Origin of the sequence: Modestobacter sp. NPDC049651, from assembly GCF_040659695.1 — a bacterium.
GTDB lineage: Bacteria > Actinomycetota > Actinomycetes > Mycobacteriales > Geodermatophilaceae > Modestobacter.
On record NZ_JBFAOG010000016.1, the window covers coordinates 89,921 to 102,625 of the forward strand.

The window sequence follows — 12,705 nt, forward strand, 5'->3', positions numbered from 1 at the left end:
CCCCGGCGGGGCCCCGCGCCCCCCGTACAGCGCCGAACCCGCCCCTGCGGGAGCGATCGGCGGCGCTGCGGCCAGCCGACGACGGGAGTGACAATGCCTGACCTCACCGCGCCCCGCACGGGGAGCACCACCGCTGGGGTGCCCTCTTCGGCAGTGCCGTTCTCCGCGGTGCCCGCGCCCGCCGGCCTCTACGACCCGGCCAACGACTCCGACGCCTGCGGCGTCGCGTTCGTCGCCGACGTGCAGGGCCGCAGCACCCGGGCCATCGTGGCCGCCGGCCTCACCGCGCTGCACAACCTCGACCACCGCGGCGCCGCCGGCGCCGAGCCGAACTCCGGCGACGGCGCGGGCATCCTCACCCAGGTGCCCGACGCGCTGCTGCGCGCGGTCGTCGACTTCGACCTGCCGCCGGCGGGGGAGTACGCCGTCGGCATCGCCTTCCTGCCGGCCGACGCGACCGAGCGGGCCGCCGTCGTCGACGGCGTCGCCCAGCTCGCCGCCGAGGAGGGCCTGACCGTCCTCGGCTGGCGCGACCTGCCGGTCGACCCCGAGGGTGCCGACCTCGGCCCGACCGCCCGCGCGGTCATGCCGCACTTCGCCCAGCTGTTCGTCGCCGAGACCATCGGGGCGCGCGCGGACCAGCAGGCGTTCGGCGGCACCGCCGCCCCGCACGGCGTCACCCGCCTCGAGCGGCGGTCGTTCGTGCTGCGCAAGCGCATCGAGCGGTCCGCCCGGGACGCCGGCAGCAGCTGCTACATCGCGTCGCTGTCGTCGCGCACCATCACCTACAAGGGCATGCTGACCACCGACCAGCTGCCCGCGTTCTTCCCCGACCTCACCGACGAGCGGTACGCCTCGGCGATCGCGCTGGTGCACAGCCGGTTCTCGACCAACACCTTCCCGAGCTGGCCGCTGGCGCACCCCTTCCGGTTCATCGCCCACAACGGCGAGATCAACACCATCAAGGGCAACCGCAACCGCATGCGGGCCCGCGAGGCCCAGCTCGAGACCCAGCTGTTCGACGGCCCCGCCGGCCCGGCCGGCGAGCTCGGGCTGGAGCGCATCTTCCCGGTCACCGCCGGCGACTTCAGCGACTCGGCCACCTTCGACGAGGTGCTCGAGCTGCTGCACCTGTCCGGCCGGTCGCTGCCGCACGCCGTGCTGATGATGATCCCGGAGGCCTGGGAGAACCACGAGGAGATGGACGCGGCCCGCCGCGCCTTCTACCGGTTCCACTCCTCGATCATGGAGCCCTGGGACGGGCCGGCCTGCGTCGCGTTCACCGACGGCACGATGATCGGCGCGGTCCTGGACCGCAACGGCCTGCGCCCCGGCCGCTGGTGGCACACCAAGGACGACATGGTCGTGCTGGCCAGCGAGGCCGGCGTGCTGGAGATCCCGCCGGGCGACGTCGTCGCCAAGGGCCGGCTGCAGCCGGGCCGGATGTTCCTCGTCGACACCGCCGCCGGGCGGATCGTCTCCGACGAGGAGGTCAAGGGCGCGCTCGCCGAGGAGCAGCCGTACGAGGACTGGCTGCACGCCGGCCTGGTGCACCTGCCCTCGCTGCCCGAGCGCCGCCGCGCCCGCCCGTCGCACGAGTCGGTCGTGCGCCGCCAGCTGCTGTTCGGCTACACCGAGGAGGAGCTGCGCGTCCTCCTCACCCCGATGGCCGCCACCGCCGCCGAGCCCACCGGCTCGATGGGCAGCGACACCCCCATCGCGGCGCTGTCGGACCGCTCGCGGCTGCTGTTCGACTACTTCGGGCAGCTGTTCGCCCAGGTGACCAACCCGCCGCTGGACGCGATCCGCGAGGAGCTGGTCACCAGCCTGTCGCGCACCTTCGGCCCCGAGCAGAACCTGCTCACCGCCGCCCCGGCGTCCTGCCGGCAGGTCTTCCTGCCCTACCCGGTCATCGACAACGACGAGCTGGCCAAGATCCTGCACATCGACGACGACGGCGACCTGCCCGGTTTCGCCGCCGTCCGGATCACCGGCCACTTCGACGTCACCGGTGGCGGGCCGGCGCTGGCCCGGGCGATCACCGAGCTGCGCACCAAGGTCAGCAAGGCCATCGCCGCCGGCGCCCGGATCATCGTGCTGTCCGACCGGGACTGCGACGAGAACCGCGCGCCCATCCCTTCGCTGCTGATGACCGCCGCCGTCCACCACCACCTGGTGCGCGAGCGCACCCGGATGCAGGTCGGCCTGGTCGTCGAGTCCGGCGACTGCCGCGAGGTGCACCACGTCGCGCTGCTGCTCGGCTACGGCGCGGCCGCGGTCAACCCCTACCTGGCGTTCGAGTCGATCGAGGACCTGATCCGCGACGGCTCGCTCACCGGCGTGCAGCCCGCCCAGGCGGTCCGCAACGTGGTGAAGGCGCTGGGCAAGGGCGTGCTCAAGGTGATGAGCAAGATGGGCATCAGCACCGTCGGCTCGTACACGATGGCGCAGATCTTCGAGGCCGTGGGCCTGTCCCAGGAGCTCGTCGACGAGTACTTCACCGGTACCTCGGCCCCGCTGGGCGGCGTCGGCATCGACGTGCTCGCCGAGGAGGTGGCGATGCGGCACCGGCGGGCCTACCCGGCCAACGCCACCGAGCGCGCGCACCGCCGGCTGGAGACCGGCGGCGAGTACCAGTGGCGCCGCGAGGGCGAGGTGCACCTGTTCAACCCCGAGACGGTGTTCCTGCTCCAGCACGCCACCCGCTCGCGGCAGTACGAGGTGTTCCAGAAGTACACCGACGCCGTCGACGGGCTGTCCAAGGACGCCGCCACGCTGCGCGGCCTGTTCACGTTCAAGACCGGTGAGCGCACCCCCGTGCCGATCGACGAGGTCGAGCCGGTCAGCGAGATCGTCAAGCGCTTCCAGACCGGGGCGATGAGCTACGGCTCCATCTCCCAGGAGGCGCACGAGACCCTCGCCATCGCGATGAACCGCCTCGGCGGGAAGTCCAACAGCGGTGAGGGCGGCGAGGACCCCGACCGGTTCCGCCCCGACCCCAACGGCGACCTGCGCCGCTCGGCGATCAAGCAGGTGGCCAGCGGCCGGTTCGGCGTCACCAGCGAGTACCTGGTCAACGCCGACGACATCCAGATCAAGATGGCGCAGGGCGCCAAGCCCGGCGAGGGCGGCCAGCTGCCCGGCGGCAAGGTGTACCCGTGGGTCGCGCGCACCCGGCACTCCACGCCGGGCGTGGGGCTGATCAGCCCGCCGCCGCACCACGACATCTACTCGATCGAGGACCTCAAGCAGCTCATCCACGACCTCAAGAACGCGAACAACGAGGCGCGGATCAACGTCAAGCTGGTCGCCGAGGTCGGCATCGGCACGGTCGCGGCCGGGGTGAGCAAGGCGCACGCGGACGTCGTCCTGGTGTCCGGCTTCGACGGCGGCACCGGCGCCGCGCCGCTGACCTCGCTCAAGCACGCCGGCTCCCCGTGGGAGCTGGGGCTGGCCGAGACCCAGCAGACGCTGCTGGCCAACGGCCTGCGCGACCGGATCACCGTCCAGGTCGACGGCCAGATGAAGACCGGCCGGGACGTCGTCGTCGCCGCGCTGCTGGGCGCGGAGGAGTTCGGCTTCTCCACCGCCCCGCTGGTCGTCGAGGGCTGCGTGATGATGCGGGTCTGCCACCTGGACACCTGCCCGGTGGGCGTGGCCACGCAGAACCCGGAGCTGCGCAAGCGCTTCACCGGCCAGCCCGAGTTCGTCGTCACCTTCTTCGAGTTCCTCGCCCAGCAGGTGCGCGAGCTGCTGGCCGAGCTGGGGTTCCGGTCGATCGAGGAGGCCGTGGGCCGCGTCGAGCTGCTCGACACCCGCGTCGCCGTCGACCACTGGAAGGCCGCGGGCCTGGACCTCTCGCCGATCCTGGCCCGGCCCGAGCTGCCCGCGGGCGCCGCGCTCCGCAAGGTCCGCGACCAGGACCACGGCCTGGACGCCGCGCTCGACCAGACGCTGATCCAGCTCTGCGAGGGTGCGCTGCTCGACGCGAGCCCGGTGTCGCTGCAGCTGCCGGTGCGCAACGTCAACCGCACCGTCGGCACCATGCTCGGCTCGATGGTCACCCGCCGGTTCGGCGGCGAGGGCCTGCCCGACGGCACGATCGACCTCACCTTCGAGGGCTCGGCCGGGCAGTCGTTCGGCGCCTTCCTGCCGCGCGGCATCACCATGCGGCTGGTCGGCGACGGCAACGACTACGTCGGCAAGGGCCTGTCCGGCGGCCGGATCGTCGTCGTCCCCTCGCCGGACGCCACGTTCGCCGCCGAGGACAACGTCATCGCCGGCAACGTCATCGGCTACGGCGCGACCAGCGGCGAGGTGTTCCTCCGCGGCCGGGTCGGCGAGCGGTTCTGCGTGCGCAACTCCGGCGCGCTGGCCGTCGTCGAGGGCGTCGGTGACCACGCGCTGGAGTACATGACCGGCGGCACCGCGGTCATCCTGGGCCCGACCGGCCGGAACATCGCGGCCGGCATGTCCGGCGGCGTCGGCTACGTGCTCGACCTGGCCCCCCACCGGGTCAACGGCGAGATGGTGGACGTCGAGGCGCTGGACGGCGAGAGCTCGCAGTGGCTGCGCGACGTGCTCGTGCGCTACCGCGAGGCGACCGACTCGACCGTCGCCGGCGCGCTGCTGGCCGACTGGGGCCGCTGGTCGGAGCGGTTCAGCGTGGTCATGCCGCGCGACTACCGGCGGGCCCTGGAGGCCCGCCGTGCCGCCGAGGCGGCTGGACACGACGTCGACCTGGCTGTGATGGAGGCCGCACGTGGCTGATGCAACGGGGTTCCTGAAGTACGACCGGCAGATGCCGCCGCGGCGGCCGGTCGACCTGCGCCTGATGGACTGGAAGGACGTCTACCTCACCCGGGAGACCGGGGAGGACGCCGTCTTCCCGGTGGCGGCCGTCCGCGAGCAGGCGGCCCGCTGCATGGACTGCGGCATCCCGTTCTGCCACCACGGCTGCCCGCTGGGCAACCTGATCCCCGAGTGGAACGAGCTGGCCCGCCGGGACGACTGGCAGGCCGCGATCGAGCGGCTGCACGCCACCAACAACTTCCCGGAGTTCACCGGGAAGCTGTGCCCGGCGCCGTGCGAGTCCGCCTGCGTGCTCAACATCGACAACACGCCGGTGACGATCAAGCAGATCGAGTTCGAGATCAGCGACCAGGCGTTCGTCAACGGCTGGGTCACCCCGCAGCCGCCGGCCGAGCTGACCGGCCGGAAGGTCGCGGTCGTCGGCTCCGGTCCGGCGGGTCTGGCCGCCGCGCAGCAGCTGACCCGGGCCGGCCACGAGGTCACCGTCTACGAGCGGGACGACCGCATCGGCGGGCTCATGCGCTACGGCATCCCCGAGTTCAAGATGGAGAAGCGCTACCTGGACCGCCGGCTGGACCAGATGCGCGCCGAGGGCACCCGGTTCGTCGCCGGCGTGACCGTCGGCGGCAGCGGCGAGGGCGACGTCAGCACCGAGCAGCTGCGCGGCGAGTACGACGCCGTCGTGCTGGCCACCGGCACGCCGGTCGCCCGCGACCTCGCGGTGCCCGGCCGGGAGCTGTCCGGCGTGCACTTCGCCATGGAGTACCTGCCCGGCGGCAACCTGCAGGCGCTCGGCGAGCTCGACACCCCGCCGATCGACGCCGCGGGCAAGCACGTGGTGATCGTCGGCGGCGGCGACACCGGGGCCGACTGCCTCGGGACGGCGCTGCGCCAGGGGGCCGCCTCGGTGGCCCAGCTGGACTACAAGCCGACCCCGCCCGGCACCCGCCCGCAGGACAACCCGTGGCCGACCTACGAGATGGTGCTGCGCGTGTCGCCGGCCCACGAGGAGGGCGGCGACCGGATGTACCGGGTCAACACCGAGTCGTTCGTCGGCGACGACGAGGGCCGGGTGCGCGCCCTGGAGGTCGTCGAGGTCGAGGTCGTCGACGGCAAGCGGGTCGCCGTCGAGGGCACCCGCCGGGAGATCCGCGCCGACCTGGTGCTGCTGGCGCTGGGTTACACCGGCCCGGACGTCGCCGGGCTCGTCGAGGAGCTGGGCTGCGGCCTGGACGCCAAGGGCACCGTCAGCCGGGACGCCGAGTACATGTCCACCGTCCCCGGGGTGTTCGTGGCCGGCGACATGGGCCGCGGGCAGTCGCTGATCGTCTGGGCGATCGCCGAGGGGCGGGCCGCGGCGGCCGCCGTCGACAACTGGCTGACCGGCAACTCGATGCTGCCGCGGCCGGTCACGCCGACCGCCGTCCCGCTGCGCTGAACTGCGGTAATACGTCTGTGACGACTGCCGCTCGCGTGGGGGACACGACAGACCCGGTCCGTCGTGCCCCCCACGCCAGCGGCTAGTTTTGAGCCATGTCTCGCCGCGCCAAGATCGTCTGCACGATGGGGCCGGCGACCGGCACCCCGGAGCAGGTCACCGCCCTCGTCGAGTCCGGCATGGACGTCGCCCGGCTGAACTTCAGCCACGGCAAGCACGCCGACCACGAGCAGAACTACCGCCTGGTGCGGGAGGCCGCGGAGAAGCAGGGTCGCGCCGTCGCCGTCCTCGCCGACCTCCAGGGCCCCAAGATCCGCCTGGGCACGTTCGCCGAGGGCAAGGTCGAGTGGCCGACCGGTGCCCGCGTCTGCATCACCGTCGAGGACGTCGAGGGCACCGCGGAGCGGGTCGGCACCACCTACAAGAACCTCGCCGCCGACGTCCGCGTCGGTGACCGGCTGCTGGTCGACGACGGCAAGCTCGCGCTGACCGTCGCCGAGGTCAGCGGCCCCGACGTCTGGTGCCTCGTGCTCGAGGGCGGCCCGGTCTCCAACAACAAGGGCCTGTCGCTGCCCGGCGTCGCCGTCAGCGTGCCGGCCATGTCGGACAAGGACGAGGAGGACCTGCGCTTCGCGCTCTCGCTGGGCGTCGACTTCATCGCGCTGTCCTTCGTCCGCTCGCCGCGCGACGTCGACCTGGTCCGCGAGGTCATGGCCCAGGAGGACGTGTACGTCCCGGTCATCGCCAAGCTGGAGAAGCCCGAGGCGGTCGAGAACCTCGACGCGATCGTCGACGCGTTCGACGGCGTCATGGTCGCCCGCGGCGACCTGGGCGTGGAGCTGCCGCTGGAGCAGGTCCCGCTGGTGCAGAAGCGCGCCGTGCAGGCCGCCCGTGAGCGCAACAAGCCGGTCATCGTGGCCACCCAGATGCTCGAGTCGATGATCGAGAACTCGCGGCCCACCCGCGCCGAGGCCTCCGACGTCGCCAACGCCGTCCTCGACGGCGCCGACGCGGTCATGCTGTCGGGCGAGACCTCGGTCGGGAAGCACCCGATCGCCGCCGTCCGCACCATGGGCCGGATCATCGCCGCGGTCGAGGCCGACGAGATCCTCAGCCCCGCCGTGCAGCACACGCCGTCCACCCGGCCCGGCGCCATCGTGCGCGCCGCCAAGGACATCGGCGAGACCCTGGGCGTCGCGGCGCTGGCGGCCTTCACCTCCACCGGCAGCAACGCCCGCCGGCTGGCCGCGCTGCACACCCGGCTGCCGATCCTCGCCTTCACCAACGACGCCCGGGTGCGCAACCGCCTGGCGCTGTCGTGGGGCGTGGAGACGTTCATCGTGCCGACCGTCGAGCACACCGACGACATGGTCCGCCAGGTCGACTTCTCGCTGCTGTCGATCGGCCGGCTGCGCGAGGGCGACCAGGTCGTCGTCGTCGCCGGCTCCCCGCCCAACACCGCCGGGTCGACCAACCTGGTCCGGGTGCACGAGGTGGGTACCGACGCGTGAGTGACCGGTCGGTGCCGGCGGTGGGCTCGCCCGCCGCCGCCCTGATGGCCGTCCTGGACCTGGAGGCGCGCGGCGAGGACCTGTACGTGGGCACCACGCCCACCACGCAGGTGCAGCGCATCTTCGGGGGGCAGGTGGCCGCGCAGGCGCTCAGCGCGGCGAACGCCACCGTCGGCACCGACCGCCACGTGCACTCGCTGCACTCGTACTTCCTGCGGCCGGGCGACCCCCGCGAGGAGATCCGCTACGAGGTGGACCGCATCCGCGAGGGGCGCACCTTCAGCACCCGCCGGGTGGTGGCACGGCAGACCCGCAAGGGCGCCGACGTGGCGATCTTCGCGCTGACCGCGGACTTCACCGCGGGAGAGCGGGCCGTCGTCGAGCACTCGCTGCCGATGCCCGACGTCCCCGGCCCCGAGGGCCTGCCCGGGCTCGCCGAGGTGCAGGCCGCCCACCCCGAGCAGGCCGCCGGCATGCTGCCGCTGGGCGGGGTGGTCGAGCAGCGGTACCTGGCCGACCCGTTCGACCCCGAGCCGCGGACGGCGCCGGACACCGCCGGCCGCACCTGGTTCCGGGTGACCGGCACGCTGCCCGACGACGACCACGTGCACGCCGCCGCGCTCACCTTCGTCAGCGACCTGACGCTGCTGGCCGCGGGCCTGGCGCGGGTCGGCGGCGGCTGGGCCGACGGCACCGTCGGCGCCAGCCTCGACCACGCCGTCTGGTTCCACCGGCCGGTGCGCGCCGACGAGTGGTTCCTCTACGAGACCGACAGCCCCGCTGCGGCCAGCGGCCGGGCGCTGTGCTTCGGCCAGATCTGGGCCGCCGACGGCACGCACGTGGCGACGACGGCCCAGGAGGGCCTCATCCGGTCACTCGGCCGCTGAGCCCTCGGCGGGCTCCTGCGCGGACGCCTGCAGGGCCCGGCGCTCCGCCTCCTCCTGCTCGCGGCGCGCCTCGGCGAAGTCGTTGGCGAGCCAGTCGTGGCCCTCGCACAGCAGCGCCCACAGCCGCTCGACGTGCCGGCGCTGCGTCGTCGGCGCGCCGATGGCCGCCCGGAGCACGGTGCGCCCGCCGACGGTGGTGTGGGTGAGGAACACCTCGCCGCCGTCGTTCAGCCGCTCCAGCAGGGTCATCGTCGCGACGTCGGCGTCCACGCCGTCGGGCCAGCGCGGCCGCAGGCACACCAGCGACAGCGGGTGCGGTGCCGCGACGTCGAACCGGTCGTCGGCGTCCGCCCAGCCGGCCAGCTCCTGGGCCAGCGCGACCCCGCTGCGGACGTGCTCGCGCAGCCCCTCCGCGCCGTACCAGCGCAGCACGAACCACAGCTTGAGCGCCCGGAACCGGCGGCCCAGCGGCACCTGCCAGTCGCGGTAGTCCACGACCGCGCCGGCGTCGGTCTGCGCGTTGCGCAGGTACTCCGGCAGGATCGACAGCGCGCCGGTGAGCGCGGTCCGGTCACCGGTCCAGAACAGCGTGGCGTCGAAGCCGGTGAGCAGCCACTTGTGCGCGTCGGTGGTGTAGCTGTCGGCCCACTCGACGCCGGCCTGCAGCGGCCGCAGCTCCGGCGCGACCGCGCTCACCCCGGCGTAGGCGGCGTCGACGTGCAGCCACACGCCGAAGCGCTGGCAGATCGGGCCGAGCTCGGCGAGCGGGTCGACCGCGGTGGTCGACGTCGTGCCGACCGTGGCGCAGACCAGCACGGGGGTGGAGCCGCGGGCCAGGTCGCGCTCCAGGCGGGCGGCCAGCGCCTGCGGGCGCATCGCCAGGTCGTCGTCCACCTCGACGATCCGGACGGCGTCGCTGCCCAGGCCCGCGATGCGCACGGCCTTCTCCATCGACGAGTGGGTCTCGGCGGAGACGTAGACGGTGTACTCGTCGGGCAGCACGCCGTGCCGGACGGTGGCGCCCTTGCTGGCCCGGTGCAGGGCGGCGAGCAGGGCGACCAGGTTGGCGCCGGAGCTGGAGTCCTGGACGACGCCGCCGCCGGTCGAGGTGGAGCGGAACGACGACGGCAGGCCCAGCAGGTCGGCGAACCAGTCCATCAGGTGCTGCTCGAGCTCGGTGGCCGCGGGGCTGGTCACCCACGACATGCCCTGGACGCCGAGACCGGCGCTCACCAGGTCGCCGAGGACCGACGGGCCGGAGGTGTTGGCCGGGAAGTAGCCGAAGAAGCCCGGGTGCTGCCAGTGCGTGATGCCCGGCACGACGACCCGGTCGAGGTCGGCCAGCACCGCCGACACCGGCTCGCCCTGCTCCGGCGGGGCGGCGGGCAGCGCGCCGCGCACGTCGCCGGGGGAGACCTGCGACCGGACCGGGTGCGCCGCCGGGTCGTCCTGCAGGCGGGCCCAGTAGTCGGCGATCCAGTCGACCACCTCGTGGCCGTGCTGGCGGAACTGCTCAGGAGTCATGTGGCCGGTCACGCGGCCACGGTATTGGCCCGACCCCGTCGTCGAGGAGCGGGTCCCTCCGGCGCGGCGACGGCTCAGCGCAGCCGGGGACGGCACCTGGCCGCGGTGCGGTCCGGTAGGACCGCGATGTGCAGGGTGCCCCCGGTCCGACTCGAACGGACACTGTGCGGGTTTTGAATCCGCTCCCTCTGCCATTGGGGTACGGGGGCTCGGCAGCTCCGTCGGGTGAGACCGCCGACTTGTCACAGTAACGCTCGGTGCCCGACAGCTACGATCACCCCCGTGAGCAGCGAGCCGACCCGGGTCCTCATCGCCGAAGACGAAGCCCTCATCCGTCTGGACCTCAAGGAGATGCTGGAGGAGGAGGGGTACGTCGTCGTCGCCGAGGTCGGTGACGGTCAGGCGGCGGTCGAGCAGGCCGAGGCCCTCCGCCCCGACCTCGTGGTCGTCGACGTGCAGATGCCGATCCTCGACGGCATCGCCGCCGCCGAGCAGATCGCGGTGAAGCGGATCGCGCCGGTCATCGTGCTCACCGCCTTCTCCCAGCGCGAGCTGGTCGAGCGGGCCCGTGACGCGGGCGCCATGGCCTACCTGGTCAAGCCGTTCTCCAAGAACGACCTGGTGCCGGCGATCGAGGTCGCGGTCGGCCGGTTCCAGGAGATGCACGCCCTGGACGCCGAGGTCGCCGACCTGAAGGAGCGGCTCGAGGCGCGCAAGGTCGTCGAGAAGGCCAAGGGCCGGCTGATGGACGAGCGCGGCATGTCCGAGGCCGAGGCCTTCCGCTGGATCCAGCGCACCGCCATGAACGAGCGGACGTCGATGCGCGCCCTGGCCGAGGCGATCCTCGCCACCGACGCCTCCGGCGACGCCGCCCCAGCGGGCCCGACCGCCTGACCCCACCCCCACGCGGGGGCCGTGCGGCCCCACCTCCTCCCAGCACCCGGCGAGCTCCCGCTCGCCGGGTGCTGGTGCGTCCGGGCTGGAAACGGTTCCATAGCACGGCGCGATGTCGCCCACGTCACCCGGCCGCAGCACCCCGACACACCGCGTTCACGCTGGGGCCGCTGATCAGTCACGTTTTCATCACGAGCGATCTCCGTCGTCTGAAGGCATGGACATGACGGATTCCGCTGCCTAGGTTCCGTTCGGCTGACAAAGACGTGGCGCGGAACCGACGCGCCCGGAGCAGGAGGACGTACATGCGATCAACTCGACGCGGGACCTGGGTCCTGGCGTTGGCCGTCTCGGGTGCGCTGGCGCTGTCGGCGTGCTCCAACGGTGGCTCGGACGACGAATCGTCCAGCGGCGGCGGGGGCCTCGGCGGCAGCAGCAGCGGCGGCGAGACCTACAAGATCGCGTTCCAGGGCCCGCTGTCCGGCGACAACCAGCAGCTGGGCATCAACGAGGTCAACGGCGTCCAGCTGGCCATCGACCAGGCCAACGAGTCCGGTGACCTGGACTTCAAGCTCGCGATGGTCAAGGCCGACGACCAGGGTGACCCGGCGATCGCCCCGACCGCCGCCGCCCAGGTGCTGCAGGACAACGCCGTGCTCGGCGTCGTCGGCCCCTCGTTCTCCGGCGCCACCAAGGCCGTGGGCGCGACCTACGGCTCGGCGAACATGGCGATCATCAGCCCCTCGGCGACCAACCCGTCGCTGTCGCAGCAGGGCTTCCCGACCTTCCACCGGATCGTCGCCTCGGACAACGTCGAGGGCACGCAGGCCGCCGACCTGTTCAAGAAGAAGGGCTACGCCAAGGTCGCCGTCGTCGACGACCTCTCCGACTACGGCAAGGGCGTCGCCGACGCGATCCAGACGCAGGCGGAGAAGAACGGCACCCAGATCCAGCGGCTGAGCGTCGACGCCAAGACCACGGACTACGGCTCGACCGCTGCCCAGATCGCCTCCTCGGGCGCCCAGGCGATGTTCTACGGCGGCTACGACGCGCAGGCCGGCCTGGTCGCCAAGGCCCTCCAGGCCGCCGGCTTCACCGGCGACAAGTACACCGGCAACGGTGGCAAGTCCTCGGTGTTCACCGAGGGTGCCGGTGCCGCCGGTGACGGCTGGTACTTCACCTGCGGTTGCTCCGACGCGACGATCGCCCCGGCGGCCAAGGACTTCACCGCGGCTTACAAGAAGGCGTTCAACACCGACCCGTCGACGTACTCGCCCGAGGCCTTCGACGCCGCCAACGCCCTGATCCAGGCGATCAAGGACGCGGGCGAGGACGGCAAGCCGACCCGCGAGTCGGTCAACTCGGCGGTCAACAAGCTGGACTACAAGGGCATCACCACCCAGGTGAAGTTCGACCAGACCGGCGAGGTCGACCAGGCAGCCCAGGTCGTGAACCTGTTCCAGCAGGAGAACGGCGTGATCAAGCTGCTCGGCAACATCAAGGACCAGGGCTGACCACCACCCGGTCCGGGGCCTGACCCGGGGGGCGAGGCGGGCACGACCGGCTGCTGGACGGCGGGCTGCTGGTCGAGGTGCTGGAGACCGCGGCCACCTGGACGGCGCTGCCTGCGGTGTACGAC

At 72.7% G+C, this 12,705-nt stretch carries 7 protein-coding genes and 1 tRNA gene; 6 read left to right on the plus strand and 2 right to left on the minus strand.

Annotated elements, in window-relative coordinates:
• The first annotated feature begins 138 nt into the window (after positions 1–138).
• From gltB to AB0J00_RS18560, 4 genes are all read left to right on the plus strand, one after another.
• Positions 139–4,770, plus strand: coding sequence for a glutamate synthase large subunit (gene gltB, locus AB0J00_RS18545; RefSeq protein ID WP_357747544.1), 4,632 nt, complete (start codon positions 139–141; stop codon positions 4,768–4,770).
• Positions 4,763–6,250 carry a glutamate synthase subunit beta gene (locus AB0J00_RS18550; protein WP_357747547.1) on the plus strand — a complete coding sequence of 496 codons (1,488 nt, stop codon included), beginning with the start codon at positions 4,763–4,765 and terminating at the stop codon, positions 6,248–6,250. The genes gltB and AB0J00_RS18550 overlap by 8 nt, the downstream gene beginning before the upstream one ends.
• Positions 6,251–6,345: 95 nt before the next feature.
• Positions 6,346–7,761 (plus strand): pyruvate kinase, encoded by a 1,416-nt coding sequence (pyk, locus tag AB0J00_RS18555; RefSeq protein ID WP_357747550.1) that lies wholly within the window; start codon positions 6,346–6,348, stop codon positions 7,759–7,761.
• Positions 7,758–8,648, plus strand: coding sequence for an acyl-CoA thioesterase domain-containing protein (locus AB0J00_RS18560; RefSeq protein WP_357747553.1), 891 nt, complete (start codon positions 7,758–7,760; stop codon positions 8,646–8,648). Before pyk ends, AB0J00_RS18560 begins: the two co-directional genes overlap by 4 nt.
• Here AB0J00_RS18560 and AB0J00_RS18565 read toward each other — a convergent pair.
• Positions 8,634–10,184: a pyridoxal-dependent decarboxylase gene (locus tag AB0J00_RS18565; RefSeq protein WP_357747556.1), complete on the minus strand. Its 1,551-nt coding sequence runs from the start codon at positions 10,182–10,184 to the stop codon at positions 8,634–8,636. The two genes, AB0J00_RS18560 and AB0J00_RS18565, sit on opposite strands and share 15 nt — an antisense overlap.
• Positions 10,185–10,308: 124 nt before the next feature.
• Positions 10,309–10,381 (minus strand) — tRNA-Leu (locus AB0J00_RS18570).
• Between the two features lie 73 nt (positions 10,382–10,454).
• On the opposite strand from AB0J00_RS18570, the gene AB0J00_RS18575 reads away from it, so the two are divergent.
• Both AB0J00_RS18575 and AB0J00_RS18580 read left to right on the plus strand, forming a co-directional pair.
• The gene (locus AB0J00_RS18575) at positions 10,455–11,066 is read left to right on the plus strand and encodes a response regulator (protein ID WP_357747559.1); all 612 of its coding nucleotides are present in this window, start codon (positions 10,455–10,457) and stop codon (positions 11,064–11,066) included.
• A 305-nt stretch (positions 11,067–11,371) separates the two neighbouring features.
• The gene (locus tag AB0J00_RS18580) at positions 11,372–12,580 is read left to right on the plus strand and encodes a branched-chain amino acid ABC transporter substrate-binding protein (RefSeq protein ID WP_357747562.1); all 1,209 of its coding nucleotides are present in this window, start codon (positions 11,372–11,374) and stop codon (positions 12,578–12,580) included.
• The last annotated feature ends 125 nt before the right edge of the window (positions 12,581–12,705 follow it).

Excerpts from the sequence above, each read along its gene's own strand:
- pyk (WP_357747550.1), top strand. The coding sequence starts at position 6,346 with ATGTCTCGCCGCGCCAAGATCGTCTGCACGATGGGGCCGGCGACCGGC.
- AB0J00_RS18580 (WP_357747562.1), top strand. The coding sequence starts at position 11,372 with ATGCGATCAACTCGACGCGGGACCTGGGTCCTGGCGTTGGCCGTCTCG.